Origin of the sequence: Streptomyces albidoflavus, assembly GCF_000719955.1 — a bacterium.
Taxonomy (GTDB): Bacteria; Actinomycetota; Actinomycetes; order Streptomycetales; family Streptomycetaceae; genus Streptomyces; species Streptomyces albidoflavus.
The window spans coordinates 96,370-120,987 of record NZ_JOII01000011.1 but is presented as its reverse complement, the minus strand read 5'-3'; the positions used below and the strand labels follow the sequence as shown (position 1 = coordinate 120,987).

25 protein-coding genes, 1 pseudogene and 1 riboswitch are annotated in these 24,618 nt (G+C 74.9%); of the genes and pseudogenes, 15 read left to right on the top strand and 11 right to left on the bottom strand.

All coding sequences use genetic code 11. The features are described 5' to 3' along the window. Window positions 1-68 precede the first annotated feature (68 nt). A complete protein-coding gene (locus IF45_RS0114880) occupies window positions 69-647 on the bottom strand; it encodes a snapalysin family zinc-dependent metalloprotease (RefSeq protein WP_003949729.1) in 579 nt (192 codons plus the stop codon). Window positions 648-804: 157 nt separating this feature from the next. On the opposite strand from IF45_RS0114880, the gene IF45_RS0114875 reads away from it, so the two are divergent. Continuing rightward, window positions 805-1,698 carry an NAD-dependent protein deacetylase gene (locus tag IF45_RS0114875; RefSeq protein WP_030307824.1) on the top strand — a complete coding sequence of 298 codons (894 nt, stop codon included), beginning with the start codon at window positions 805-807 and terminating at the stop codon, window positions 1,696-1,698. On the opposite strand, the gene IF45_RS0114870 is transcribed toward IF45_RS0114875, so the two are convergent. Together IF45_RS0114870 and IF45_RS0114865 are read right to left on the bottom strand one after the other, a co-directional pair. Next, window positions 1,695-1,886, bottom strand: a complete 192-nt coding sequence (locus tag IF45_RS0114870) for a hypothetical protein (protein WP_003949731.1) — start codon at window positions 1,884-1,886, stop codon at window positions 1,695-1,697. The genes IF45_RS0114875 and IF45_RS0114870 overlap by 4 nt on opposite strands. A gap of 241 nt (window positions 1,887-2,127) precedes the next feature. Next, window positions 2,128-3,612, bottom strand: coding sequence for an aminotransferase-like domain-containing protein (locus IF45_RS0114865; RefSeq protein ID WP_030307822.1), 1,485 nt, complete (start codon window positions 3,610-3,612; stop codon window positions 2,128-2,130). Window positions 3,613-3,634: 22 nt separating this feature from the next. Here IF45_RS0114865 and IF45_RS0114860 point away from each other — a divergent pair, with 22 nt between their 5' ends. The 3 genes from IF45_RS0114860 to IF45_RS0114850 all read left to right on the top strand — a co-directional run bounded on the left by IF45_RS0114860 (window position 3,635) and on the right by IF45_RS0114850 (window position 5,894). Beyond that, window positions 3,635-4,591, top strand: coding sequence for a DMT family transporter (locus IF45_RS0114860; RefSeq protein WP_008406010.1), 957 nt, complete (start codon window positions 3,635-3,637; stop codon window positions 4,589-4,591). After that, complete coding sequence (locus tag IF45_RS0114855; protein WP_030307819.1) at window positions 4,537-4,911, top strand: VOC family protein; 375 nt, start codon at window positions 4,537-4,539, stop codon at window positions 4,909-4,911. Before IF45_RS0114860 ends, IF45_RS0114855 begins: the two co-directional genes overlap by 55 nt. A 233-nt stretch (window positions 4,912-5,144) precedes the next feature. Next, window positions 5,145-5,894: a hypothetical protein gene (locus tag IF45_RS0114850; protein WP_003949735.1), complete on the top strand. Its 750-nt coding sequence runs from the start codon at window positions 5,145-5,147 to the stop codon at window positions 5,892-5,894. 39 nt (window positions 5,895-5,933) lie between these two features. Here IF45_RS0114850 and IF45_RS0114845 read toward each other — a convergent pair whose 3' ends face one another. Together IF45_RS0114845 and IF45_RS0114840 are read right to left on the bottom strand one after the other, a co-directional pair. Continuing rightward, complete coding sequence (locus IF45_RS0114845; protein WP_008406012.1) at window positions 5,934-6,284, bottom strand: hypothetical protein; 351 nt, start codon at window positions 6,282-6,284, stop codon at window positions 5,934-5,936. Between the two features lie 61 nt (window positions 6,285-6,345). After that, window positions 6,346-7,041: a class I SAM-dependent methyltransferase gene (locus IF45_RS0114840; protein ID WP_003949737.1), complete on the bottom strand. Its 696-nt coding sequence runs from the start codon at window positions 7,039-7,041 to the stop codon at window positions 6,346-6,348. Window positions 7,042-7,213: 172 nt separating this feature from the next. On the opposite strand from IF45_RS0114840, the gene IF45_RS0114835 reads away from it, so the two are divergent. The 4 genes from IF45_RS0114835 to mgtA all read left to right on the top strand — a co-directional run bounded on the left by IF45_RS0114835 (window position 7,214) and on the right by mgtA (window position 12,460). Then, window positions 7,214-8,500, top strand: a complete 1,287-nt coding sequence (locus tag IF45_RS0114835; protein WP_003949738.1) for an NAD(P)/FAD-dependent oxidoreductase — start codon at window positions 7,214-7,216, stop codon at window positions 8,498-8,500. 152 nt (window positions 8,501-8,652) lie between these two features. After that, on the top strand, window positions 8,653-9,369 hold the full coding sequence (locus IF45_RS0114830) for a type 1 glutamine amidotransferase (RefSeq protein ID WP_037638065.1): 717 nt from the start codon (window positions 8,653-8,655) through the stop codon (window positions 9,367-9,369). Window positions 9,370-9,486: 117 nt separating this feature from the next. Next, a complete protein-coding gene (locus tag IF45_RS0114825; RefSeq protein WP_003949740.1) occupies window positions 9,487-9,846 on the top strand; it encodes an ArsR/SmtB family transcription factor in 360 nt (119 codons plus the stop codon). Further along, complete coding sequence (mgtA, locus tag IF45_RS0114820) at window positions 9,830-12,460, top strand: magnesium-translocating P-type ATPase (RefSeq protein WP_003949741.1); 2,631 nt, start codon at window positions 9,830-9,832, stop codon at window positions 12,458-12,460. Before IF45_RS0114825 ends, mgtA begins: the two co-directional genes overlap by 17 nt. Window positions 12,461-12,502: 42 nt before the next feature. On the opposite strand, the gene IF45_RS0114815 is transcribed toward mgtA, so the two are convergent. Then, window positions 12,503-13,981 carry an LCP family protein gene (locus tag IF45_RS0114815; protein ID WP_015507433.1) on the bottom strand — a complete coding sequence of 493 codons (1,479 nt, stop codon included), beginning with the start codon at window positions 13,979-13,981 and terminating at the stop codon, window positions 12,503-12,505. Between the two features lie 110 nt (window positions 13,982-14,091). Between IF45_RS0114815 and tatA the strand changes: the two genes are divergently transcribed. Further along, the gene (gene tatA, locus IF45_RS0114810) at window positions 14,092-14,310 is read left to right on the top strand and encodes a Sec-independent protein translocase subunit TatA (RefSeq protein ID WP_015507432.1); all 219 of its coding nucleotides are present in this window, start codon (window positions 14,092-14,094) and stop codon (window positions 14,308-14,310) included. Window positions 14,311-14,319: 9 nt separating this feature from the next. Here the strand turns inward: tatA and IF45_RS0114805 are convergent, their stop codons facing one another. Both IF45_RS0114805 and IF45_RS0114800 read right to left on the bottom strand, forming a co-directional pair. Continuing rightward, on the bottom strand, window positions 14,320-14,583 hold the full coding sequence (locus IF45_RS0114805; RefSeq protein ID WP_008407811.1) for a hypothetical protein: 264 nt from the start codon (window positions 14,581-14,583) through the stop codon (window positions 14,320-14,322). A gap of 35 nt (window positions 14,584-14,618) precedes the next feature. Continuing rightward, the gene (locus tag IF45_RS0114800) at window positions 14,619-15,449 is read right to left on the bottom strand and encodes a phosphotransferase family protein (RefSeq protein ID WP_015507431.1); all 831 of its coding nucleotides are present in this window, start codon (window positions 15,447-15,449) and stop codon (window positions 14,619-14,621) included. A gap of 343 nt (window positions 15,450-15,792) precedes the next feature. Between IF45_RS0114800 and IF45_RS33910 the strand changes: the two are divergent. Together IF45_RS33910 and IF45_RS33905 are read left to right on the top strand one after the other, a co-directional pair. Beyond that, a pseudogene (locus IF45_RS33910) lies at window positions 15,793-16,272 on the top strand (S41 family peptidase); the annotation flags it as partial. A 10-nt stretch (window positions 16,273-16,282) separates the two neighbouring features. Next, window positions 16,283-16,405, top strand: coding sequence for a hypothetical protein (locus IF45_RS33905; RefSeq protein ID WP_256129235.1), 123 nt, complete (start codon window positions 16,283-16,285; stop codon window positions 16,403-16,405). 30 nt (window positions 16,406-16,435) lie between these two features. On the opposite strand, the gene hutU is transcribed toward IF45_RS33905, so the two are convergent. Further along, a complete protein-coding gene (gene hutU / locus IF45_RS0114790; protein ID WP_003949747.1) occupies window positions 16,436-18,100 on the bottom strand; it encodes a urocanate hydratase in 1,665 nt (554 codons plus the stop codon). Window positions 18,101-18,218: 118 nt separating this feature from the next. Continuing rightward, window positions 18,219-18,797, bottom strand: coding sequence for a TetR/AcrR family transcriptional regulator (locus IF45_RS0114785; protein WP_015507430.1), 579 nt, complete (start codon window positions 18,795-18,797; stop codon window positions 18,219-18,221). A 71-nt stretch (window positions 18,798-18,868) separates the two neighbouring features. Here IF45_RS0114785 and IF45_RS0114780 point away from each other — a divergent pair, with 71 nt between their 5' ends. The 3 genes from IF45_RS0114780 (at window position 18,869) to IF45_RS0114770 (ending at window position 22,476) form a co-directional block, all read left to right on the top strand. Continuing rightward, on the top strand, window positions 18,869-19,783 hold the full coding sequence (locus IF45_RS0114780) for an NADP-dependent oxidoreductase (RefSeq protein ID WP_015507429.1): 915 nt from the start codon (window positions 18,869-18,871) through the stop codon (window positions 19,781-19,783). Between the two features lie 137 nt (window positions 19,784-19,920). Next, window positions 19,921-21,573, top strand: a complete 1,653-nt coding sequence (locus IF45_RS0114775) for a SpoIIE family protein phosphatase (protein ID WP_015507428.1) — start codon at window positions 19,921-19,923, stop codon at window positions 21,571-21,573. A 93-nt stretch (window positions 21,574-21,666) separates the two neighbouring features. Next, window positions 21,667-22,476 (top strand): SAM-dependent methyltransferase, encoded by an 810-nt coding sequence (locus tag IF45_RS0114770; protein WP_003949751.1) that lies wholly within the window; start codon window positions 21,667-21,669, stop codon window positions 22,474-22,476. Window positions 22,477-22,480: 4 nt separating this feature from the next. Here the strand turns inward: IF45_RS0114770 and IF45_RS0114765 are convergent, their stop codons facing one another. Further along, window positions 22,481-23,281 carry an IclR family transcriptional regulator gene (locus IF45_RS0114765; protein ID WP_003949752.1) on the bottom strand — a complete coding sequence of 267 codons (801 nt, stop codon included), beginning with the start codon at window positions 23,279-23,281 and terminating at the stop codon, window positions 22,481-22,483. Between the two features lie 179 nt (window positions 23,282-23,460). Continuing rightward, a riboswitch (cobalamin riboswitch) is annotated at window positions 23,461-23,547 on the top strand. 59 nt (window positions 23,548-23,606) lie between these two features. Here IF45_RS0114765 and IF45_RS0114760 point away from each other — a divergent pair. Then, window positions 23,607-24,614, top strand: coding sequence for an ABC transporter substrate-binding protein (locus IF45_RS0114760; protein ID WP_003949753.1), 1,008 nt, complete (start codon window positions 23,607-23,609; stop codon window positions 24,612-24,614). Window positions 24,615-24,618: the final 4 nt, after the last annotated feature.

Sequence of the window (24,618 nt, the reverse complement as noted above, 5' to 3'; positions counted from 1 at the left end):
CGCGCCCCGGCCTCCGGCCGGGCGGTGGGGGCCGGGGCGCGCGGGGGTCGTCCGGTGGGGGCGCCCCGTTACGGCGCGTCCACCAGCACCCGTCCGTCGGCCGGGACGAGGAACGTGAAGCCGCCTGCGTACAGGGACTGGACGCGGGCGCGTTCCGTGGCGTTCGGGGTGGCGTTCTTGCAGGTGGTGCCGCCGGTGGAGCCGGACATCAGCTGGCTGCAGGGGCCCGGTTTGGTGTCGGGGAGGCCGAGGCTGTGGCCGAGTTCGTGGGCGGCTATGCGGGTCTTGTCGTGGCCCTCGGTCACGGCCTGGCTGCCGAGTTCCACCCTGGCCGTGCCGCCGGGGCGGACGGGGCCGAGGGTGGCCTGGGGCCAGCCGCTGGTGGCGATGATCTGGATCTCGGCGCGGGTGCCGGGGGCGGCCTCGACGAGCTGGACGTTGCTGACGGAGGCGTTCCAGTTGGCGACCCCGGCGGCGATGGCCGCCTCCCAGCCGGCGGCGCGGCTGTCGTCGTAGCGGAGGGTCACCGCGGCGGCCGTGAGGTCCGGGGCCGGGGCGGGGGCGGGGGTCGCGTAGGCGGCCGTGGCGGTGGCCAGGGTGAGGGCCGCGGCGGCGCCGGCCGTCTTGAACCATCGGGAGTGCAGCATGGCTGTGGCTGTCCCTTCAGTCAGGGGGGCTCGGCTCCGCGCCGGGCCAAGGGACCTCTGCCGCTTCCGCTTCATGGTCATGCACCTGTCAGTGATTACGGCCGGAAACGCACCCCCGGCGATACCGGGGCCGCCTCCGTACCCTGGAGGCATGCGGATGCGACCCACCCTGAGCTGGACCCCCACCGAGGAGCCGTCGCCGGGCACCACGGACCTGGCGCCGGTCGCCGAGGCCCTGGAGCGGGGCGGGGTGCTGGTCCTGAGCGGGGCGGGCATCTCCACCGAGTCCGGCATCCCCGACTACCGGGGCGAGGGCGGCAGCCTGAGCCGGCACACCCCCATGACCTACCAGGACTTCACCGCCGACCCCGCCGCCCGCCGCCGGTACTGGGCCCGCAGCCACCTCGGCTGGCGGACCTTCGGCCGGGCCCTGCCCAACGCCGGGCACCGGGCGGTGGCCGCGTTCGGGCGGCACGGTCTGCTCTCCGGCGTGATCACCCAGAACGTCGACGGGCTGCACCAGGCCGCGGGGAGCGAGGGCGTCGTCGACCTGCACGGGCGCCTGGACCGGGTCGTCTGCCTGGACTGCGGCGACTTCAGCGACCGCCGTGAGCTGGCACTCCGCCTTGAGGAGGCCAACCAGGGGTTCGCGCCGGTGGCCGCCGGGATCAACCCGGACGGCGACGCCGACCTCACCGACGCGCAGGTCGGCGACTTCCAGGTGGTCCCCTGCACCGTCTGCGGCGGCGTCCTCAAGCCGGACGTGGTCTTCTTCGGCGAGGCGGTGCCGCCGCAGCGGGCCGAGCAGTGCCGGGCGCTGGTCCGCGAGGCGAGCGCGCTCCTGGTCCTGGGCTCCTCGCTGACGGTGATGTCCGGACTCCGGTTCGTCCGCCAGGCGGCCCAGGCGGGGCAGCCCGTACTGATCGTCAACCGCGACCCGACCCGCGGCGACCGGCACGCCGTCGCCCGCGTCGCCCTGCCGCTGGGGGACGCCCTCAGCGCCGTCGCGGGGCGGCTGGGCGTACCGCTGGACGAGGCGCGGGGCTCCTAGGGCACACGGGCGGCCCGCCGCCGGGCTACGCAGGTGAAGACGGTCAGCAGCACCCCGCTCAGCGTGGCGATCACGCCGAGGGCGATCGGTACGGAGTGCGTGGCGATCGCGCCGGCGACGGTGCCGAAGACGCCCATCGCGACGAGGAGGGCGGCGAAGAGCCGTACGGTCCTGATGTCCTCGCGCATGTCTCATCCTTCCGCCGTGTTCCCCTCCGTCCTCGCGTGTTCCCCGCCGGGGAGGCGGTAAGCGGGCGGCCGGGCGCGGCCACCTCGGCGGCGTCGACTTCCGGGCGTTGTCGTTGTGGGGGCTGTCGCGGGCCCCGGCCAGTTCCACGAGGGCGGCGGCCGGCGTGTGCGGATTGGCGGCCAGGGCCTGCCACACGAAGGGGTACGGGGTGCGCGCGAGCCTGCGGGGCCGGCGGAGTCCTCATCCTGGCGGAGGGGGCGCGCCGGGTGACGGCGGGGGCCCGCCGGCCGCCCGTGCCACGCCCACCAGGTGCGTGATCGCAGCCGGGGTCAGCGCCGCGAAGCCGATGACGAGGCCGCCGCCGGGCCGGTCCGGCGGCGGCGGGGTGAGGGCGCACGCGCCGAGCCCCTGGACGTCGTAACCCTCGGCGCGTACGGCCGTCAGGACCTCCGCCTCGCGGGACCACGGCGGGAGGGCGACCGGGAGGTGGAGGCCGCCCGGGGTGCCGAGCGGGGTGAAGCCGGGGGCTGCGGCGGCCAGTTCGGTGGTGAGGTGGAGGCGGCGGGACTGGTAGCGGCGGCGGGTGCGGCGGAGGTGGGCGGTGTAGTCGCCGGTGTGGAGGAGGTGGGCGAAGGCGAGGTGGTCGAGGGTGTGGCCGGTGGGGTGGGTGAGGGCGCGGTCGTGGACCAGGCGGGGCGCCCAGGCGGGCGGGGCGAGGAGCCAGCCCAGGCGCAGGGCGGGGGCCAGGGTCTTGCTGACCGAGCCGAGCAGCGCCGTCACGTCGGGGGCCAGGCCCTGGAGGCAGCCGGGCGGTTCGCGGTCGTAGCGGAACGCCCCGTTGTAGTCGTCCTCGATCAGCAGGACCCCGTGTTCCCGGGCCAGCCGCACCAGCGCCTGCCGCCGCCCGGCCGAAAGCGGAACCCCGGCCGGGTACTGGTGGGCCGGGGTCAGCAGCACCGCCCCCAGCCGTCCGGGCTCCCGCAGGGCGTCCACGGCCAGCCCCTCCCCGTCCACGGGTACGCCGGTCACCTCCAGGCCGCGCCGGCGCAGCAGGGCGCGGGTGCGGGGGCTGGAGGGGTCCTCCACCGCGATCCGGGGGCGCCCGCCCGCGGCCAGCGTGTCCGCCAGCAGAGTCAGGCCGTCGGCGGCGCCGCCGACCACCAGCAGGCCGTCGGGGGAGGCGTCGGCGCCCCGGAACGCCCGCAGGTGCGCGGCGAGTTCGGTACGCAGCCGGGCGTGGCCGCGCGGGTCGCCGTACCCCAGGTCACCGTCGGCCATCGCGGTCAGCGCCTGCCGGTAGGCGGCGAGCCAGCGGCCGCGCGGGAACCCGCCGAGGTCCGGGACGCCCGGCCGGGCGGCCTCCTCGGGCGGCGGGGCCTTCGGCGCGGGGCGCGCCCCGGGCCCCAGATCGGCGACGCGCGTCCCCGCCCCCTGCCGCCCCGCGAGGAACCCTTCGGCGGCCAACTGCTCGTACGCCGCCACCACCACACCCCGCGACAGCCCGAACTCCGCCGCCACGGCCCGCGTCGGCGGCAGCACGGTGCCGGGCCGCAGCGCCCCACCGGCCCGGATCAGCTCCCGAAGCCGCGCCGCCAGCCGTACGCCGAGGCCGCCCGGCCCCGGCAGCGTGGCCGCGTCGCCGGTGAGGGCGCGCAGCCCGGACGCCGTCAGGGCCTCAATTGGTCCACCTACACCGGCGGTTGATTGGTCCTCGTGGGGTGCCACCGCGTCACCTTAGCTTCGGCGCATGATTCGAGGCAGCGCCTTCGCCGCGCTCTCCATGACGCTGGCCGGCAGCTCCGTCGCCGTGCTCGGCACCCTCCGCGACCATCCCGTCTTCGCCGGCCAGGCCCTGCGGTTCGGGCTGGCCGCCGTCCTCCTCCACCTCCTCGTCCGGCGGTTCGGGCCGCCCGGCCCCGCGCCCCGGCTCACCCCCGCGCAGTGGCTGCGCGTCCTGGTCCTGGCGGGCCTCGGCATGGTCGGCTTCAACGTCGCCGCCACCGCCGCCGGGCACCACACCGACCCGGCGTTCGTCGGGGTCGTCGTCGGCACCGCCCCGCTGGTGGTCGGGGTGCTGACCCCGCTGCTGGCCCGCGCCCGGCCCAACGGGCGGGTCGTCGTGGCCGGGCTGCTGGTCGCGGCCGGGGTCGCGGCGGCCCACGGGTTGGGGGCGCCGGCCGGCGGGGCCGGTTTGGCGCTCGCGGTCGTGGCGCTCGCCGCCGAGGTCGTCTTCGCGCTGGTCGCGGCCCCGCTGGTGGCGCCGCTGGGGGCGCTCCGGGTCTCCGCGTACGCCTGCACGGCCGCCGTGCCGCTCTGCCTCGCCGGGGTGGTGGCCACCGGGGCGTACGTGCTGCCGACGCCCGGGGAGCTGGCGGCGGTGGTCTGGCTGGGGGCGGTGGCGACGGCCGTCGCGTACGTGCTGTGGTTCACCGCGCTGGACCTCATCGGCGCCGAACGGGCCGTGCTGTTCAGCGGGTTGGTGCCGCTGAGCGCCGTGGCGACCACCGCCGTGCTCGGGACGGGGGCGCCCGGCGCGGGCCATCTGGTGGGGGCGGTCGCGGTGGTCGCCGGGCTGGTCGTGGGGACGGCGGAGCGGCGTCCGGCGCGGCTGCGCGGTCGTGTCGCGCCGGGCGGGGAAGGTGGGGCGCCATGGGTATCCGACTCGGTTCCACCGTCATCAACTGCGCCGATCTCGACACCATGACCCGCTTCTGGTGCGCGGCACTCGACCTCGCCCCCTCCTCCACCGGCCCCGGCGACGACTTCCGCGTCCTGTACGGGGAGCGGGTCAACCTCTCGCTGCAACGGGCCCTGACCCCGGTCACCGCCCGCGACCAGATGCACCTGGACCTCTACACCGACGACCAGGAGGGCGAGGTGGCCCGCCTCACCGCGCTCGGCGCCCGCCCGGTCGAGCACGTCACGGACGACCCCGAGGACGACTACGTGATCCTCGCCGACCCGGAGTCCAACCTCTTCTGCGTATGCGCGAAGCCGACGGAGGTGGTGGCCGGGCGGGGGTGAGGGGGAATAGGCGGAGGATTTCATTCCGCAATTCCGGAGAGCTGGCCGGACATGCTCGTTCGTGGCGCGATCGCGACGGCACGAAATTTCCCCGGAATCCTCACGTGCATCGCGGGCAGGTGGGCTTCAGCGGGCGATTCCGCCGGTCCCGGTGAATTCCGGGACCGGCTCCCCCGCGCTTTCACGCTCACGCTCGTGCTCACGCTTTGCAGTATTTCCACGGGAGGATTTCTATGTCCGCGAAGAAGGTTCTCGTCCTGTTCGGCGCCGTCACGCTCGGCGTGTCCGTGCTGGCCGGCTGCGGTGAGGGCGGGGGCGGCTCGGCGGGCTCGGACGACAAGGGCCCGTTCGCCGGGAAGAGCGCCGACGAGATAGCCGCGGCCGCCGTGAAGGCCACCCGGGACGCCGAGTCGGTCCACATCACCGGCGCCGGCAAGCAGCAGGGCCAGGAGATGAAGCTCGACTTCAGCGTCGACAACAAGGACAACTGCACCGGCACCCTCACCGGCCCCGAGGCCAAGGCCGACGTGCTCCAGGTCGGCCAGGCCGTCTACGTCCGCGCCGACAAGGCGTTCTGGGAGAACATCCTCAAGGCCCAGGGCGCCTCCTCCGACGAGGCCGTCGACAAGCTCGCGGGCAAGTGGGTCAAGTCCGACGCGGACGAGGCCGGCACCGAGGGAATGTGCGACAAGCAGGCCGTCGTCGCCGCCCTCGACAGCGACAAGTCCGAACGCAAGGGAATGAAGAAGGGCAAGGAGACCGAGGTCAACGGTGAATCCGCCCTGACCCTCACCAAGAAGGCCGAGAACGGTGAGGAATTCATCCTCTACGTCGCCACCGAGGGCGAGCCGTACATTCTCAAGGCCGTCAACAAGGGCGGCGAGAATCCGGGCGAGACCACCCTCACCGACTACAACAAGAAGGTCGACGCCGAGGAGCCCCCGGCGGACGAGGTGGTCGACCCGAAGCAGCTCCAGGGCTGACCCGGGCCGGGCCGGGGCCACCGGGGCCCCGGCCGGGACTCACCGCCGGGCCAGCCGCCGGCTGTGGCCCACGCCGAACTCCAGGCCGTAGTGGTCGAAGATGCCCCGCTCCTCCTCGGCGAGGAGCTCCCCGTCGGTGCTGATCGTGGGCGCCTCCTTCACCAGCTGCTTGGGCCACGCCACCTTCACGTACGAGGGGGCGACGACCGCGTTCTCCAGGGGCGCGAAGGTGATGCGCCGGCGGGTCGGCAGGCCGATCACGATGCCGATCATGAACGGGCTGTCGCTGACCGTGTCGACGTAGACCGACTCCAGGGTCCCGATCTTGTTCCCCTCCGCGTCCACGACGTTGTGGTCCCGCCAGTCCCTGATGTTCTCGGCCTCGATCATGGGAGCACTCCTCGTCGTCCGCCTCGCGATGATGCCGACATCGTGCCCCGTCAGACGGGGGTCATGACTGGGACGCGCCCGGCGCCGCCACCGCCCGTACCCAGATCCGGTCCTCCGTCAGGTACCTGTCGACCTGGAGTCCCGCCTCGGACAGGGCGTCCTCGAACTGCTGCCGGGTCATCGGGCGGGAGAGGAAGGTCTGGGTCCATTCGGCGTCGGGGAAGAGGTACTCGCAGCGGACGCGGTGGACGCCGTCGCCGATCGGTTCGTCGGAGGCGATGCGAAGGGTGAAGCCGGCCGGGTCGACGCGTTCGCGGGGGACGTCGGTGTGGTAGTCCTCGCCCTCGCGCTGGATGAGGACGGTGCCGCCGGGGGCGAGGTGGCGCAGGCAGGTGCGGAGCAGGCCGCGGCGGACCTCGGCGTCGCCCGCGTGGACCAGGAACGAGGCGAGCAGGACGACGTCGAACCGCTCGCCCAGCTCCAGCTCCTCGATGGGGCTGCACACCGTGCGGGCGCCGAGGACGCGGTCGGTCATCTCCGCCGACTCGTCCACCGCCGTCACCGTGAACCCGCGCTCCACCAGCGGGTGCGTCATCCGCCCGACGCCGCACCCCAGCTCCAGGATGTGCGCCCGGGGCGGAATCGCCGCCGCGATGATCTCCGGTTCCGTGCCGATCGGCAGCCGGGAGTACAGCTCGACGGCGCATCCGTCCGGGGTGATCGCGCCGGGTCCGGTCCCTTGGTAGCCCTTCCGCATTCTGGTCTCCATAGTCCTCAAACGCCTTACGGGGAGGGGTAGTTCCCCGGCGCGGCGGGACCCGCGCGCCGCAGTTCACCGGCGTCGTGGCGGACCCGGCACGGTGCCGGGCCGCTCACTCTCCGAAGTCACCCGGAATGCACCCCCGGGGGAGCGGGCATAGCGTGAAGGCATGGCAGAGACGTACGAGGTCATCGTCGTGGGAGGCGGCTTCGCGGGCATCGAAGCCGCCACGAAGCTCGGCCGTGCGGGGGTGCGGACCCTGCTGGTGGACGTGCACGGGTACCACCAGTTCCAGCCGCTGCTCTACCAGCTGGCCACCGCCCAGATCGGGGTGTCCGAGCTGGCCAGGCCGCTGCGGTCGATCTTCCGCAGGCAGCCGTCGGTCCGGGTGCTCACTGCCGGAGTGGCCGCCGTCGATCCCGGCCGCCGCACCATCACCCTCACCGACGGGACCGTGTACGAGGCCGACGACGCGCTGATCGTCGCCTGTGGCGCCGAGGCCAACTTCTTCGACACCCCGGGCGCCCGTGAGAACGCGTACCCGCTCTACTCCGCCACCGACGCCACCCGGCTCGGCTCCAAGCTGGTCGCCCTGCTCGACCAGGCCGACAAGGACACCGAGCAGAAGTCGATGAACGTGGCCGTGGTCGGGGCGGGGCCCACCGGGGTGGAGACCGCGGGGGCCATCGCCGACGCCATCAACTACGTCGTCCCCAAGCTCTTCGCGGGCGACCTGGCCAAGCGGTGCTCGGTCGCGCTGGTGGACATGGTCGACCGGACGCTCGGCGGGTTCAGCAAGAAGTCCCAGGCGTACGCGGCCAGCCGGCTGGTCGAGCGGGGCGTACGGCTCAAGCTCGGCTCGGCCGTCACCGAGGTGCGCGAGGACGGGCTCAGCTTCGCCGACGGCGCCACCATGGACGCCGACCTGGTCATCTGGGCCGGCGGCCTGAAGGCCGGGAAGCTGCTGCGCGAGTCGGGGATGCCGCAGGGCCGTGGCGGGCGCATCGACGTCGCCAAGGACCTCACCGTCCCCGGCTACGAGGGCGTGTACGTGCTCGGGGACGCCGCCAACATCACCGACGACCGGGACGAGCGGCTGCCGCAGCTCGGCTCCGTCGCCAAGCAGTCGGGGGGCTGGGCCGCCCGCAACATCCTCGCCCAGCGGGCCGGGCGGCCGACCGAGCCGTTCGGGTACAAGGACCGGGGCTACATGGCGATGATCGGGCGCGGCTCGGCCGTCGCCGAACTCGGCCGTGGCCGGCGGCTGGTGCGCGGGCCCGCCGCCTTCCTGGTCTGGCTCGCCGTCCACCTGGCGCTGCTCTCCGGAGCCAGCCAGAAGGCGCGTGCCCTGGTGTCGTGGATCTTCGCCTTCCTGAGCCACTCCCGGCAGCACGTCTTCGTGGGCAGCCCCGAGCAGGCGGACGTCGTCGAACGCACGGACCGGCCCGCCGCCTGAGCGGACCTCCCTGAACCGGCCCGCCCTGTGACGGTGGCGGGTACCGGGGCGCACGCGGCCGGGGGTGGACTCCTCCGGCCGCGCCGCTGTGTACTGGGCGGCCGGCCACCGGGCGCTCCGGCGGCGATGCGGCGGCGAAGGGGCACCCGGGCGTGACGGCGACAGCGACGACGGCACTGGTCATCCAGAACTTCCCGCGCGGCGGCCCCGGCCGGTGGGCGCCCTGGCTGGCGGCGGCCGGGGTCACCCCGGTCCTCGTCCGGGCGTACGACGGGGAACCGGTGCCCCGGCGGCTCGACCACGCCGCCCTCCTCGTCCTCGGCGGCGGCTACCTCCCCGACGAGGACGACCGCGCGCCCTGGCTCGCCCCCACCCGCGCGCTGGCCCGGCAGGCCCTGGACGAGGGAACCCCGTACTTCGGGATCTGCCTCGGCGGGCAGCTCCTCGCCCAGGTCGCGGGCGGCGAGGTGCGGGGCGAGCACGGCCGTCCCGAGTTCGGCTCGACCCCGCTGCGGCTGCGCCCCGACTCCGCCGGTGACCCGCTCTTCTCCGGCCTGCCACCCCGCCCCACCGCGATCCAGAACCACGTGGACGCCATCACCCGCCTCCCCGAGGGCGCCCGCTGGCTCGCCGAGAGCGAGGGCTGCCCGTACCAGGCGTTCCGGGTGGGGGAGCGGGCGTGGGGCGTCCAGTTCCACCCCGAGGCCGAGGCCGCCGGCATCCTGCGGTGGAACGAGGAGCGGCTGCGGCGGTACGGGTACGAGCGGGAGGCGCTGCACCGGGACGCGCTCGCGGACGAGCCGGGGGCGGCGGAGGCGTGGGGCGCGGTGGCCGGGCGGTTCGCGGGGGTGGTGCGGCGGGCGGGGTGAGGCGGACCCGGCCCTGCTCTGCCCGCACCTGGCGGCGGCCCGGCCTGTCGGAGGCGCCGCCTAGACTGGCCCCGCCGCCGGGTGGCGGGCCGGCGAGGCGGGAGAAGGAGGGCGACAGTGGCGCAGGACACCGGGTTCCAGGACCCGTCCGGCGAGGTGCTCGCCGCCGCGGCCACCACCTTCGGGCTCCTGTCGTCCGCCGCGCGGCTGCACATCGTCTGGGCGCTGGCCGAGGGGGAGAGCGACGTCAGCGGGCTCGCCCAGCGGGTCGGCGGGGCGCTCCCGGCCGTCAGCCAGCACCTGACCAAGCTGAAGCTGGCCGGACTCGTCCGCTCCCGGCGCGAGGGCCGCCGCCAGGTCTACTTCGTCGACGACCCGGACGTGGTCACCGTCGTCCAGTCGATGGTCGGGCGGCTCGCCGAGCAGGAGGCCGCCGAGGCCGGCCGGCCCGGGCGCCTGCGTGGAGCCGGTGGCTGAGCGGGCGGCCGCCTGCCGGGCGGTCGCACCCGTACCACCCCAGCCGCCCGCCCCCGAGCCCCCCGCCCCGCCGGACGCCACCCGGCTCACCTCGCTCCAGCTGCTGCGCGCCCACGGCAGCGGCCCGCGCGGCCTCACCGAGGAGGAGGCGGCCCGGCGGCTCGCCCGGCACGGCGAGAACGCGCTGCCGGCGCGGCGCCGGATCACCCGGCGCCGCCGCCTGCTGCGCAGCCTGCGGGACCCCTTCACCACCGTGCTGCTCTGCCTCGGCGTGCTCTCCGCCGTCGTCGCCGCCTGGGGCACGGCCACCGTGATCTGCTCCCTGGTGCTGGTCAGCTGCGTCCTGCGGGTCACCGGCGAACACCGGGCGGACCGCTCCGTCGGCCTGCTGCGGGCCCTGCTCCCGACCACCGCCACCGTGGTCCGCCGGGCCGGTGACGAGGCCGCGCCACAGGCGCGGGAGGTCCCGGTCGGCGAGGTGGTCCCCGGTGACGTGGTCCGGCTGGGGCCCGGCGACCTGGTCCCCGCCGACGTACGGCTGTTGCGGGCGACCGGGCTCAGCGTCCATCAGCAGGCGCTGACCGGGGAGTCGGCGCCGGTGGCGAAGTACGCCGTGCAGGAGCCGGGGGCGCCGCCGCCCGGCCCGTTCGCGCCGCCGCACCTCTGCTTCCAGGGCAGCAGCGTCGCCTACGGCAGCGCCACCGCGCTGGTCACCGCGACCGGCGCGGGCACCCGGTTCGCCGCCGCCCACCGGGCGGGCGACGGGCGGCGGTTCACCGCCTTCGACCGGTCGGTGCACGGCATCTCCTGGACGCTGATCCGCTTCATGCTGCTCACCCCGCCGCTGGTGCTGGTCGCCGGGGCGGCCTTGCACGGGCGCGGCCTGGAGACGCTGCCGTTCGCGGTGGCCGTCGCGGTCGGGCTCACCCCCGAGATGCTGCCCGTGGTGGTGACCACCGCCCTGGCGCGCGGCGCCTCGCGCCTCGCCCGCGAGCACCGGGTCATCGTCACCCGGCTGCCCGCCCTGCACGACCTCGGCGCCGTCGACGTGCTCTGCCTCGACAAGACCGGCACCCTCACCCAGGACCGGCCCGTCGTCACCCGCGCCCTGGACGCCGAGGGCCGCGACGACCCCGAGGTGCTGCGGTGGGCCGCCGCCAACGCCTGGTGGACGCTGCACCTCGCCGACCTGCCGGTCCCGGACGCCCTGGACGAAGCGGTCCTGGAGGCCGCCGGGGAGGAGGCCGCCGACGGGCCCGAGGGCATCGCCGCGCTCCCCTTCGACCCGGTCCGGCGCCTGTCCACCGCCGTCGTCCGCACCCCGGGCCGGCTCGGCCGCCACACCCTCGTCGTCAAGGGCGCCGTCGAGCAGGTCCTCGACCGGTGCGCCCTCGGCCCGGACGAGCGGGAGCGGCTGCTCGGCCTCGCCGCCGCCGAGGCCGCAGCCGGCTCCCGGCTCCTCGCGGTGGCCGTCGCCGAGCGGGACGCCCGGCCCGGCGAGTGGACCCACGCCGACGAACGCGGCCTGACCTTCCGGGGCCTGCTCACCTTCGGCGACGCCCTCGCCCCGACCGCCGCCGACGCCCTCGGCGAACTGGCCGGGCGCGGCGTCGGCGTCAAGATCCTCACCGGGGACCACCCCGGCACCGCCGCCCAGGTCTGCCGCGACCTCGGCCTCGACCCCGGCCAGGTCCTCACCGCCGAGGAGGCCGACCGGCTCACCGACGCCGAACTGGGCTCCGTGGCCCGGCGGACGACGGTCTTCGCGCGGTGCGGGCCCGGGCACAAGGCCCGCGTCGTCGCCGCGCTGCGGGCCGGCGGGCACACCGTCGGCTTCCTCGGCGACGGCGTCAACGACCTGCCCGCCCTGCACGCCGCCGACGTCGGCCTCTGCCCGCGCGGGGCGGTGGACGCGGTCCGCGAGAGCGCCGACGTGGTCCTCGCCGAGAAGGACCTGGCCGCCGTCGACCGGGCCATCACCGCCGGGCGCCACAGCGGCGGCAACATCGGCACCTACCTGCGGATCACCCTCTCCTCCAACCTCGGCAACGTCTTCGCGATGCTCGCCACCGCCCTGCTGCTGCCGTTCCTGCCGATGCTCCCGGCCCAGGTGCTGGTCCAGAACCTCTGCTTCGACGCCGCCCAGCTCGCCTTCGCCTACGAACGCCCCTCGCGCGCCGTGCTGCGCCGCCCGATCCGGCTGCGGCCGCGCGGCTTCCTCCGGTTCATCACCGGGTTCGGCCTGATCAACGCCGCCGCCGACGTGGCCACCTTCGGCGTCCTCGCCCTCACCACCCACGACACCCACGCCTCCCAGGAGGCGTTCCACGCCGGCTGGTTCACCGAGAACCTGCTGACCCAGGCCCTGGTCATGGTCATCCTGCGCGGCGGCCGCCACGCCGCCGAGGGCCGGTCCACCGGGCCCGTCCACCGGGCCGCCCTCGGACTGGCGGTGATCGGCGTCCTCCTCCCGCTCTCCCCGCTCGGCCCGCTCCTCGCGATGGGCACCCTGCCCCCGCTGTACTACGCCCTGCTCGCCACCGTGCTGGCCCTGTACGCGCTCGTCCTCGTCCTGGCCCGCAGGCGGCACGAGCGGGCGGGCGGCGCGGTGTGACCTCCGGCTGCTCCGGCGACTCCACCGGCGCCCCGGGCGCCCTCAGCCGTAGCTCAGGTCGGAGCAGATGTCGTCGGCGGCGGAACGGGCGTCCTCGCCGGGGGCCTTGGACGGCTTCGGCGACGGGCCGGGCGAGGGCGCGTCCGCGTACTCCTGGCCGACCGTGACGCGTACGCCCGGGTCCGGGGAGGCGGCCAGTTTCGCGCCGGGGAAGAGGCGGGCGGTGGTGGCGGCTGCCGCGCGGTCGGCGGGGCCGTGGTGGACGACGGTGGCCGTACCGCCCTGCTCCGCCGCCGTGCTGGTCCCGGTCACGGTGAAGCCGTGCGCGCTCAGCGCCTCGGCGGCGCGGGCGGCGAGCCCCGTGACGGTCGTCCCGTTGGCGACGGCGACCGCGATCCCGGCCCCGTCGACCTCCTCCTCTTCCGCGTCCTCACCCTTGTCCTTGCCCTTGCCGCCGCCCGACTCCGGTTCGTCGAGGGGCCGGTCGGCGCGGAGGGCGGCCCACAGGGCGTCGGCCTCGGGCTGGACGACGGCGACACGGGCCCCCTCGTACCGCCAGGGGACGGTGACGAAACGGGTGTCGTCCAGTTCGACGTTCTTCAGCGACATGGCGAAGGAGATCAGGCGGTCGGCGGAGCCGAGGCCGGGGTCGACGGTGAGGGAGCGGGTGGCGGCGTCGGCGAGCGGCAGCAGGCGGGTGGGGGTCAGCCCGTCCTCGCGCACCTTCTTGACCAGGGCGCCGACGAAGGCCTGCTGGCGTTTGATCCGGCCTATGTCGGAGCCGTCGCCGACACCGTGGCGCAGCCGTACGTAGTCCAGCGCGGCCTGGCCCTGGACCTCCTGGACGCCCTTGCGGAAGACGCGCTTGCCCGGGGTGGCGCGGTTCGGGTCGAGGTCGCCCTGGTGGATGTCGGCGGGGAGGCATATCCGCACCCCGCCGACGGCCTCGGTGAGGGCGGCGAAGCCCTGGAAGTCGACGACGACGGTGTGGTCGACCCGCAGCCCGGTCAGCTTCTCGACGGTGTTCTGGGTGCAGGCGGGGTTGCCCTCGGGGGTCTCGCCGACGGAGAACGCGGCGTTGAACATGGCCTGTCGGCGCGGCTCGGTCCAGCTGCCGTCCGGGAGCTTGCAGGCGGGGATCTCCACCAGGGTGTCCCGGGGGATGGAGACGGCCACGGCGTGCTTCCCGTCGGCGTAGACGTGGAGCAGGAAGGCGGTGTCGGAGCGGCCCACCTCCCCTTCGCCGCCGCCCAGCGAACTGTTCTCGCCGGAGCGCGAGTCGGAGCCGATGACCAGCACGTTCTGGCCGAGCGCCGCCGAGGAGGGGCGGTGGTCGGAGAGGCCGTCGGCGCCGAAGGTGTCGATGTTGCCGCCCAGCCGCAGGTAGGCCCAGCCCGCGCCCGCCCCCGTCAGCACGGCCAGCGACAGCCCGACGAGGAGCGCGGTCCGCAGCGGCCGGCGGGGCTTCTCCCGCCCGCGCCGCCCGGCCCGGCGGTCCTTGTGCCTGTGCGCCCGTGCCATCCCCGCCGCCTCACCGTAGCCCGTCGTTGTTATGGTTGCGCAATCTAGCAACTGACGAGGCGGGGTCACCCCCGGGGGCCCGCGCCGTACGAGGAGAGGACGGGCCCGCCGTGTACGCCAACGCCCTGAAGCCCTGGCATCTGCTGATCGTGGCCCTCGTGGTCATCGTGCTGTTCGGCTCGAAGAAACTCCCCGACGCGGCGCGGGGGCTGGGCCGCTCCCTGCGCATCCTCAAGAGCGAGGCGCGGGCGCTGAAGGAGGAGGAAGGGGCCGCCGCCACCCCGGCCGAGGAGGCCAAGACCGAGCGCCCGGTCCCGCCCGCCGCGTGACGGCCCGGCTCACGGACTGGCCGGGTCGTATCCGTACCGCAGGGGCGGGTTCTTCACCCGCCAGTCGCGCCGGTACACGTGCACCTCGCTCACGCCGAACTCCCGCTCGCCGGGCGCCTGTTCCGTCTCGCACGCGCGGGTGACCTGGAGGATGGCCGGGCGGCCGGTGACGCGCAGGCGGAGCCCGGCGGCGGGGCCGTCGTCCAGTACGGCGGGTTCGGTCGCGGCGTCGGCGGGGCGCGGGGTCGTCGCATCGTCCATGACGCCGAGCATAGTTGTCTGTTTACGCAACTGTTGAAGGGTGCGGGTCACTCCCGCCCGGCCGCCGCCCTGATCCGGGCCAGCCACTCCTCGCCCATCCGCCGCCCGTCCGGGAAGAGGTCCTCGCGGTCCCAGCGCCACACCGTGATGACCGCCAGCACGAGGAGCCGGCAGCGGCGCAGCAACTCCACGTCCACGCCCGGGTAATGGGCCCCGACCTCCTCGGGCGCGTGGGCGAGGTCGAACTCGGCCGGGCCCCGGCAGCAGGTCTCCCAGTCGATGAAGAGCGGGCCCTGCGCGGTGGCGAGGACGTTGCCCGGGTGCGGTTCGCCGTGGAGCAGCTGTTCGGGGGCGCCCCGGGCGGCGATCCACTCCGCCGTGGAGCGCAGGGTCTCCTGGAGCAGGGCCCGGTCCGCCGGGGCGAGCCCGGGCGTGCGCGCGTGGTCGGCGAGGAACCGCAGGGCCCGCTCGACGCGCTCGGTGTACCGGGGCGCCGGTACGTCCAGTGCGCGCATCCCGGCGTGCAGCCGGGCCAGCGCGGCGGCGAACGCGGCCGGGGTGACCTCGCCCGCCGCCGGCGCGTAGTACCTCCACAGGGTGACGACGAAGCCGTCCCGCTCGTACCCGCGCGGCTCCACGCGGGGGTCGAGCGCGCCCACCGGGCAGCCCGCCTCGGTGAGTCGCCGGGCCAGGCCGACCTCGAACTCCGCGACCTGGTCGTCGGCGGGTGCCACCCGCGCCAGGGTGTCGGCGGGCAGCAGTCGCAGGGTGAGCTTGTTCGAGTCGTGCAGGACGGCCGCCTCGTCGGCGGTCAGGCCGAGCGAGGCCGCCACCGACCTGGCCACGGCCACCGCCCGGACCCCCTCTGACGCGTGCATCGGCGCCTCCTCCAGGCTCGGGGCCATCCGTACCCGCCGGGCCGCCGGATCATGGCCTCGGCGGCGCGCAGCCTCTCGTAGGTCAGCTCGCGCTCAAGATCGCGCTGAAGTTTACGGGCGGCGGCGAGGGTCCGCACCGGGAATTCTCACGGTGGACAGCAGCTCACCGGTGCGCGGATGCCGGGCGGTGAGGTGCATGGCGAGAACGCGGTCACCCCGGGCATCGCCGGTGGCGGGGGCTGGCCCCACCGTCGACCGACCGGACAGCCGGATGGCCGGGAGAACGCGGTGTCGGCGACCGTGGGGCTGCCCCGAGCAAGTCGCCTACAGAGAAGGCAAGATCGTGCGCATGGTCACGGCCACCGCCGTCGCACTGGCCCTCGTCGGCCCGGCCGCCCCGGCCGCCACCGCCCACCAGCCGGCCACCGACGGAATCTGGCGCACGGACGGCTACGGCACCGTGCTCTCCATCCGGAACGGAACCTTCCAGGAGTACCAGACCACCGCCGTCAGCTGCCTCAAGGGCGACTCCGCACAGCGGACCGGCCCCGGGACCTACACCACACCCGACGGCACCGTCCTCACTGTGCGCACCCGAGGAAGCCGCGACCGCGCTTCCCTGCGGGTGGACGGCTCCGTCGGCGACCGGGGCCTGCGCCGGATCCCGGAGTTGCCCGACGCCTGCACGCGTCCCGCCCCCGAGGATCCGCTCGCCGCCTTTGACGTCTTCTGGCAGTCCTTCGAGGAGAACTACCCCTTCTTCTCCGCGAAGGGCATCGACTGGCACGCCCTGCGCGACCAGTACCGCCCCAGGGCCCAAGCTCCCCAACGGCATGGTGGCCTGGCTGCCGAACGAGGAGTTCCTGACCCGCTCGGGCAGGACCTTCGACGGCACGGGCATTCCGCCGCACCTCACCGAGCCGGTCTTCACCGCACCGGCACCTCGCGACAGCTGAACACGCGAGCCCACCAGTACCGAGGCCGGATCACCCCTCGTTCATCGGCACCCGTACGCCGCGCTCCCGCGCGACCTCGCTCGCGTGCGGGTAGCCCGCGTCGGTGTGGCGCAGGACGCCCATGGCGGGGTCGTTGGTGAGGACGCGTTCCAGCTTGGCGGCGGCCAGGGCGGTGCCGTCGGCGACGCAGACCTGGCCGGCGTGGATCGAGCGGCCCATGCCGACGCCGCCGCCGTGGTGCAGGGAGACCCAGGTGGCGCCGGAGGCGGTGTTGACCAGGGCGTTGAGGAGCGGCCAGTCGGCGATGGCGTCGGAGCCGTCGAGCATCCCCTCGGTCTCGCGGTACGGGGAGGCGACCGAGCCGGAGTCGAGGTGGTCGCGGCCGAGCACGACGGGGGCGGAGAGTTCGCCGGAGGCGACCATCTCGTTGAAGCGGAGTCCCGCGCGGTGGCGTTCTCCGTAGCCGAGCCAGCAGATGCGGGCGGGCAGTCCCTCGTAGGTGACGCGTTCGCCGGCCAGCTTCAGCCAGCGGTGCAGGTGGGTGTTGTCGGGGAACAGCTCGATCAGCGCCCGGTCGGTCGCCTCGATGTCCTTCGGGTCGCCGGAGAGCGCCGCCCAGCGGAACGGGCCGCGGCCCTCCTCGAAGAGCGGCCGGATGTAGGCGGGGACGAAGCCGGGGAAGGCGAACGCCCGGTCGTAGCCGCCCTTGCGGGCCTCGTCGCGGATCGAGTTGCCGTAGTCGAAGACCTCGGCGCCCGCGTCCTGGAAGCCGACCATCGCCTCGACGTGACGGGCCATGGAGGCGCGGGCCCGCTCGGTGAAGGCGGCGGGGTCGGCGGCGGCCAGCGTGCGCCACTCCTCGACGGTGACGCCCTCGGGCAGGTAGGCGAGCGGGTCGTGGGCCGAGGTCTGGTCGGTGACGATGTCGATCGGGGCGCCCCGGCGCAGCAGTTCGGGGAAGACCTCGGCGGCGTTCCCGGCCAGGCCGATCGAGAGCGGGCGGCGGGCGTCGCGGGCCTCGGTGGCCAGGCGCAGGGCGTGGTCCAGGTCGTCGGCGGCCACGTCCAGGTAGCGGCGTTCCAGGCGGCGGGCGATGCGGGTCGGGTCGGCCTCGACGCAGAGGGCGACGCCGTCGTTCATGGTGACGGCGAGCGGCTGGGCGCCGCCCATCCCGCCGAGCCCGGCGGTGAGGGTGATCGTCCCGGCGAGGCTGCCGCCGAACCGCTTGCGGGCGACGGCGCCGAAGGTCTCGAAGGTGCCCTGGAGGATGCCCTGGCTGCCGATGTAGATCCACGAACCGGCCGTCATCTGGCCGTACATGATGAGCCCGCGCTGCTCCAGGCTGCGGAACTCCTCCCAGTTGGCCCAGTCGCCGACCAGGTGCGAGTTGGCGATGAGCACGCGCGGCGCCCACTCGCTGGTCCGCAGCACCCCGACCGGCTTGCCGGACTGCACCAGCAGCGTCTCGTCGTCCCCCAGCGTGCGCAGGGTCCGCACGATCGCGTGGTACGCCTCCCAGTTCCGGGCCGCCTTGCCGGTGCCGCCGTAGACCACCAGCTCCTCGGGGTGCTCGGCCACCTCCGGGTCCAGGTTGTTCATCAGCATCCGCAGCGCGCCCTCCTGCTGCCAGCCGAGACAGCTGAGCGTGGTGCCCTGGGCGGCACGGACGGGGGAGTACGGGGGAACGGTGCTCACTGCTGCCTCCTGGGGTGGGCCGGGTGGACCGGGTCTCCCCATGACAGGGCGCGGCGGCGGGCCGGACCAGAGGGCGCGCCGCGAAATCTCGGATACGAGACGGGCGCGGCCCCGGCGGCTACGGCCGGCCCGGTCCCGCCGCCGCCCAGGCCGCCTCGATCATCGCGAACAGCTCGTCCAGCGCGGCCCCGGGCTCGTCCGCGTCCCGGGCCAGCGCGTAGGCGTCGACGGTGAAGGTGGCCAGGGCGCGGCAGGCGGTCGCGCTCCCGGCCCGGGCCCCGGTGAGGGCGGTGGCCAGCGCGTCGGCGTGGCGCTGCCGCATGGCCGCCTCGTACTGGCGCAGGGCGGGGGTGGTGTCGATCAGGTGGTACACGGGGGCGGCCTCGTCCGAGGAGCAGTGCCGGACCAGGGCCTCGACCTCGCGGCGCAGGGCGGGGACGAGCGGGGTGTCCGGGGCCCGCCCGGTGACGGCCTCGGTGAGGCGGCGCGCGAAGCCGGCGTCCTCCGCGAAGACCAGCGCCTCCTTGGCCGGGAAGTGCGAGAAGAGCGTGGTGACGGCGACGTCCGCCTCGGCGGCCACCTCGCGGATGCCCACCTCCTCGTAGCCGCGCTCCAGGAAGAGCCGCCGGGCGGCGTCGGCGATCTTCTGGCGGGTCGCGGCCTTCTTGCGTTCGCGGCGTCCGGTCGGCTCGGGCATGGGTCGTACGCTATCAGCCACGAAAACGTAACGGTTTCAAAAGGCTAACCGTTAGTGTTACGTTCCCCGGCATGAGAAAAGTGAGCTTCGCCGCGTACGGCGGCCCCGAGGTGCTGCGCCTGACCGAGGCCGAGGAGCCCCGACCGGGCCCCGGCCGGATACGGATCGCCGTGCGGGCGGCCGGGGTGAACCCGGTCGACTGGCGCATCCGTGAGGGCCAGAAACTGGGCGCGCACCCGCCCGCCCCGCTGCCCGCCGGGCTCGGACTGGACGCCGCCGGTGTCGTGGACGAGGTCGGCGAGGGCGTCGAAGGGGTACGGCCCGGGGACCGGGTGTTCGGCGAGGGCCACGAGACCTACGCGGAGTCCGCCGTGCTGTCGGCCTGGGCCCCGATGCCCGAAGGGCTCTCCTTCGCCGAGGCGGCCGGCTACCCCTCGGTCATGGAGACCGCCCTGCGCGTCCTCGGCGAGGTCGGCGTCCGCCCCGGACAGCGGCTGCTGGTGAGCGGTGCGGCCGGCGGGGTCGGCTCGGCGGTGCTCCAGGTCGCCCGCGCCCGGGGCATCGCCGTGACCGGCACCGCCGGGCCCGCCAACCAGGAGTACCTGCGGAGCCTGGGCGCCGACGCCACGACGTACGGCCCGGGGTGGACCGGGCGGGTGCGGCGGATCGGCCCCGTCGACGCGGCCCTGGACCTGGCCGGGGCCGGAGTGGTCCGCGAGCTGGTCGGGCTGACCGGGGAGGCGGGCCGGGTCGTCTCCATCGCGGACCTGACGGCGCCGGAGCAGGGGGTGCGGTTCTCCGGGACGGCGGGCGACGTGTGGGCCGCGCTGGAGGCGACCGTGGCCCTGCTCCACCGGGGTGAGCTGCGCATTCCGGTGACCCGGGCGTACCCGCTCGCCGAGGCCGCCCAAGCCCACGCCGACAGCCAGGCCGGGCACACGCGGGGGCGCCGGGTCCTGCTGGTCGGGGAGGGGAGCCCCGGCTGAGCCGCCGGCGCCGCGCATGCCGAGTCGGCCGGGGCGGGTGATACTGGCGCTGCGGAGGAGCGGCTTCCTCCTGCGTGCCGCCGGGAGGATCTCTGCCGCAGCCCGGTCGGCGGTGCCGCGGGGCGAAGGAGGCAGCGGTGACCGACAGCGACCGCCTCCTGAGGCGGTACGAGGCGCTTCTCGGTGCCGTGCCGCAGACCGTCTGGACGCTCTCCGCCGACGGGGTCGTCACCACCCTGGTCGGCGGCGAGGTGCAGAAGAAGCTGTGGCACCCCGGCGAGGACGGCTCGTGGGCCGAGGCGGTCCACCCCAAGGACCGGGACGGGCTGGAGCGCAAATGGCTCCGGTCCACCCGGGAGCGGACCCCCCTGGACACCATCGTGCGGATGCGGGCGGAGGGCGGCGGCGGCCGCCACCGGTATGTGCGGATCGTCGCCACCCCCGTCGAGGACCAGGCCGGCGGGATCGAGTGGGTCGGCAGCGTCGCCGACGCCGAGGAGCACTGGCGGACCCGGACCCGCGAGAAGCTGCTGGCCCGGATGGCCCCGGTACCGGCCGCCCGCGACCTCAGCGAGGCGTTCATGACGACCGCCGCCGCCGTCGTCCCCGAACTCGCCGACGCCGTCGCGATCTTCCTCGTCCCGCACGGGCAGGAGGCCGACCTCTGGAGTACGGCGAGCCCGCCGGTGGACAAGGTCGAGCGGGTCGACCTCGCCCCCGGCCTGCCCTCGCTCGCCCCGCTGGAGCCGGACTTCCTGCTCGGGCCCGTCGCGCAGCGCGCCATGCGCGAGCAGCAGGCCCAGCTGATCACCTTCCCCGAGGGTCACCCGCCCGAGAAGGGGATCTCGCCCGCCTCCGCCCAATGGCTGCGGGAGGCCCGCGCGACCAGCGTCGCCCTGGTGCCCGTGGTGGTCTCCGGGCGGACGGTCGCGCTGGCCACCACCGCGACCTGCCGGGGCAACCCGCCCTGCGACGAGGGCGACCTCGCGCTGCTCCAGGACGTCTTCCAGCAGATGAGCGGCCCCCTGCGGCGGACCATGGAACTCCAGAGCGCCCGGGAGACCGCCCTCGCACTCCAGCAGTCCTTCCTCGCCGCCCCGCCGCCCGTCGCGGGGCTGGTCAGCACGGCGCTCTACCACCCGGCCGACTCCGACGCCGAGGTCGGCGGTGACTGGTACGACGCCGTCAGCCTCGCCCCGGACGCCCTCGCCCTCTCCATCGGCGACATCGCGGGCCACGACGTGGACGCCGCCACCACCATGGGCCGGGTCAACAGCATGCTGCGCGCCCTCGCGTACGACAGCGGCCCCGACACCAGCCCCGCCACCACCCTGGCCCGCCTGGACCGCGTCGTGCAGGCGCTCGACACCCCGTCCATGATCACGGCGGTCCACGCCATCCTGCGCCGCGAGAGCGAGCACCTCTGGCGCGTCACCCTGTCCAACGCGGGCCATCCCCCGCCCCTGCTGATCCCGGCCGGGCAGCCCGCGCGGTACCTCCACGGCCTGACGACGGCCGACCCGCCGCTCTGCGTCGCCGACTGCGTCTCCCGCTCCGACCTGTACACGGTGCTGCGCGAGGGCGACACGCTGGTCCTCTACACCGACGGGCTGGTGGAGACACCGGGGACCGACATCGGCCACAACCTCGGGCGGCTGCGCGAGCGGACCGACGAACTGGCGGGCCTCGGACTTCCCCTGACGGAACTGGTCAAGGGCCTGCTGCCGCCGGTGCAGAACCGCCTCGACGACATCGCCGTCATCGCCCTCCAGATACAGGCAGAACGGTGAACTCCGGCCAACCGGCGCATACATGCTGCCGCGCTCCGCGGAGAGGCAGGAGAAGATGACCCCACGCACGTGTTCGACCGAAAGGGACGCCGCATGAACACCCCCGACCCGCGCCCGAGCGGACTGGTGACCTCACGCGCCCACTCCGCCCGCGTCTACGACTACATCCTCGGCGGCAAGGACCACTACCCGGTCGACGCCGAGGCCGGCGAGGCGATGCGCCGGCACTGGCCCGCGCTCCCCGTCCACATGCGGGAGAACCGCCGGTTCATGCACCGCGCCGGCCGGTACCTCGCCGAGGAGCACGGCGTCCGCCAGTTCCTCGACATCGGCACCGGTCTGCCGACCTCGCCCAACCTCCACGAGGTGGTGCAGGAGGTCGCCCCCGAGTCGCACGTGGTCTACGTCGACAACGACCCCATCGTGCTGGCCCACGCCCGCGCCCTGCTCCGCAGCACGCCCGAGGGCGCCACGGCGTACGTGGACGCCGACATGCACGACCCGGACGCCATCCTCGACAGCCCCGAGTTCCGCGACCTCATCGACCTGGACAAGCCGGTCGGCCTGATGATCATCGGGATCATGCACTTCATCCTGCCCCCGGAGGACCGCCGCCTGGTCGCCCGGCTGCTGGAGCCGCTGCCCTCCGGCAGCTACCTGGCCATGACCATCGGCACCGCCGACTTCGCCCCCGAGGAGGTGGGCCGGGTCGCCGAGGAGTACCGGCAGCAGAGCATGCCCATGGCCCTGCGCGACCTGGCCACCGCCACCTCCTTCTTCGACGGCATGGACCTGCTCGACCCGGGCGTCACCCAGGTCCACACCTGGCGCCCCGGCCCCGAGCAGGAGGGCGTCGAGGGCCGCGACATCGCCATGTACGGGGCCGTCGCCCGCAAGCGCTGACCCCTCACCCGGCCCCGGGCGCCCGTCCCGACACCGCCGAGGTCAGCCGCGCCGCCGCCCGGCCCAGTTCCTCCCGTACCCGCTCGGGGTCGTGCGGCGCGTAGTGGCGGCGCCAGGTGGTGGAGAGGGCGGCGACCGGGTGGCCGTGGTGGTCGAAGACGGCGGTGCCCAGCGAGCGCAGCCCCTCCGAGACGAGTTCGGTCTCCTCCGACCAGCCGCGGGCCCGGTCGGCGGCGAGCAGGTCGAGAAGTTCGGCGAGCGAGCGCGGACCCCGGCCGGTCCGGGTGATCAGGTCGCCGGGGCGCGGGTAGAGGGCGCGGACCTGGGCCTCGGGGAGGTGGGCGAGGATCGCGCGGCCACTGGCGGTCAGGTGGGCGGGGAGCCGGACGCCGATGTCGGTGACGAGGGCGGTGCCGGCGGCGGAGGCACGCGGCGGGCGCTCCTTGAGCAGGTAGACCGTCTCGGCGCCGTAGACCACCCCGAGGTGCACGGTCTGCCCGAGCCGCCCCGCCAGCCGCCGCACCACCGGCTGCGCCAGCCGCTCCAGCGGCTCGTGCCGCAGATAGGCCGACCCGATCTCGAACGCCGCCACCCCCAGCCCGTACGCCCGCTCCCCGGGCAGGTAGGTGACGAACCCGCGCTCCGCCAGCACCGCCAGAATGTGGTACGCCGACGACCTCGGCATCCCCAGCTCCCGCGCCAGCACCCCGGCCCGCACCGGCCCGGTCCGCCCGGCGAGGAACAGCAGGATGTCGAGGGCGCGGCCGACGGCGGGGGAGGCGCTGGAGGCGGGGGGTGGGGGCACGGGGGTCTCCGGGGCTCGGCGGTCGGGGACCAGCATGGCCCGCCGCACGGCCCGGGCGCACGGGCGGGCGCGGCGGCCCCGTCCCGTCCCGCCCGGTGTGAGCACGATCTCCCCGCCTCGCCCCGGAACCTCCGCCTCCCGCGTGGCAGAATCGCGGCGTTCACCCAGGCGGCGGAGGACAGGAAGCCGGTGCGAATCCGGCGCGGTCCCGCCACGGTGACCGGGCACGACGCGGCGACGCGGACGGGCCCGGGAGTCCGACACTGACCCGCCGCCTCAACTCGCACTACCAGGGGACGCGGTCATCCCCCGGAGAGGCACGGTCATGCCCGGACCCCGTCGCGCCCCGCGCGCCCTCGCCGCCACGGCGGCACTCCTCCTCCCGCTCACCGCCTGCGGCGCCGGCGGCGACAGCCCGGCCGGGGCGGAGGGCGGCAAGGAGGCCAAGGGCGGCGACGGCTTCCCGTACACCGTCACCAACTGCGGGGTGAAGACCACCTTCGAGCAGGCGCCCGAGCGGGCCGTGACGATGAATCAGCACGTCACCGAGGTCATGCTCGCCCTCGGCCTGGAGGACCGGATGGCGGGCACCGCCTTCCTGGACGACAAGATCCTCCCCGAGTACCGCGCCGCCTACGACCGGATCGAGGTCGTCGCCGACGAGTACCCCTCGTACGAGAAGCTGATCGCCACCTCGCCCGACTTCGTCTACGGCGGCTACGCGAGCGCCTTCGACAAGGGCTCCGGGCGCGAGCGCGCGGCCCTGGCCAAGGACGGCATCACCACCCGCCTCAACGTCGAGGGCTGCACGGACGGACCCGTGGGCGTCAAGGAGCTGCGCAAGGAACTGCGCGAGGTGGCGCGGACGTTCGGCGTGCCCGAGCGCGCCGAGAAGCTCATAGCCGAGCAGGAGAAGCAGCTCGCGGCCACCGCCGAGCGGCTCAAGGGCGCCGAGAAGCCCGCCGTCTTCGTCTTCGACAGCGGCGACAGCTCCGCCTTCACCGCCGGCGGCCACGGCATCGGCAACGACCTCATCACCCGGGCCGGCGGCCGCAACGTCTTCGCCGACCTCGACAAGTCCTTCGGCGACGTCTCCTGGGAGAAGGTCGTCGAGCGCAAGCCCGAGGTCGTCGTCATCTACGACTACGGCGGCACCCCCGTCGCCGCCAAGAAGAAGCAGCTCCTCAACGACCCGGCGCTCAAGGACGTGCCCGCTATCAAGAACGAGCGGTTCGCCGTCCTCCCGCTCTCCTCCGCCGTGCTCGGCCCGCGCGTCCCCGACGCCGTGGACGAGCTGGCGGACCAGCTCCACCCCGACCGCGCCGCGAAGTAGGGCC

Excerpts from the sequence above, each read along its gene's own strand:
- IF45_RS0114880 (WP_003949729.1), bottom strand. The coding sequence starts at position 647 with ATGCTGCACTCCCGATGGTTCAAGACGGCCGGCGCCGCCGCGGCCCTC.
- IF45_RS0114875 (WP_030307824.1), top strand. The coding sequence starts at position 805 with ATGCGACCCACCCTGAGCTGGACCCCCACCGAGGAGCCGTCGCCGGGC.
- IF45_RS0114870 (WP_003949731.1), bottom strand. The coding sequence starts at position 1,886 with ATGCGCGAGGACATCAGGACCGTACGGCTCTTCGCCGCCCTCCTCGTC.
- IF45_RS0114860 (WP_008406010.1), top strand. The coding sequence starts at position 3,635 with ATGATTCGAGGCAGCGCCTTCGCCGCGCTCTCCATGACGCTGGCCGGC.
- IF45_RS0114855 (WP_030307819.1), top strand. The coding sequence starts at position 4,537 with ATGGGTATCCGACTCGGTTCCACCGTCATCAACTGCGCCGATCTCGAC.
- IF45_RS0114850 (WP_003949735.1), top strand. The coding sequence starts at position 5,145 with ATGTCCGCGAAGAAGGTTCTCGTCCTGTTCGGCGCCGTCACGCTCGGC.
- IF45_RS0114845 (WP_008406012.1), bottom strand. The coding sequence starts at position 6,284 with ATGATCGAGGCCGAGAACATCAGGGACTGGCGGGACCACAACGTCGTG.
- IF45_RS0114840 (WP_003949737.1), bottom strand. The coding sequence starts at position 7,041 with ATGCGGAAGGGCTACCAAGGGACCGGACCCGGCGCGATCACCCCGGAC.
- IF45_RS0114835 (WP_003949738.1), top strand. The coding sequence starts at position 7,214 with ATGGCAGAGACGTACGAGGTCATCGTCGTGGGAGGCGGCTTCGCGGGC.
- IF45_RS0114815 (WP_015507433.1), bottom strand. The coding sequence starts at position 13,981 with ATGGCACGGGCGCACAGGCACAAGGACCGCCGGGCCGGGCGGCGCGGG.
- IF45_RS0114805 (WP_008407811.1), bottom strand. The coding sequence starts at position 14,583 with ATGCTCGGCGTCATGGACGATGCGACGACCCCGCGCCCCGCCGACGCC.
- IF45_RS0114800 (WP_015507431.1), bottom strand. The coding sequence starts at position 15,449 with ATGCACGCGTCAGAGGGGGTCCGGGCGGTGGCCGTGGCCAGGTCGGTG.
- IF45_RS33905 (WP_256129235.1), top strand. The coding sequence starts at position 16,283 with ATGGTGGCCTGGCTGCCGAACGAGGAGTTCCTGACCCGCTCGGGCAGG.
- IF45_RS0114785 (WP_015507430.1), bottom strand. The coding sequence starts at position 18,797 with ATGCCCGAGCCGACCGGACGCCGCGAACGCAAGAAGGCCGCGACCCGC.
- IF45_RS0114780 (WP_015507429.1), top strand. The coding sequence starts at position 18,869 with ATGAGAAAAGTGAGCTTCGCCGCGTACGGCGGCCCCGAGGTGCTGCGC.
- IF45_RS0114770 (WP_003949751.1), top strand. The coding sequence starts at position 21,667 with ATGAACACCCCCGACCCGCGCCCGAGCGGACTGGTGACCTCACGCGCC.
- IF45_RS0114760 (WP_003949753.1), top strand. The coding sequence starts at position 23,607 with ATGCCCGGACCCCGTCGCGCCCCGCGCGCCCTCGCCGCCACGGCGGCA.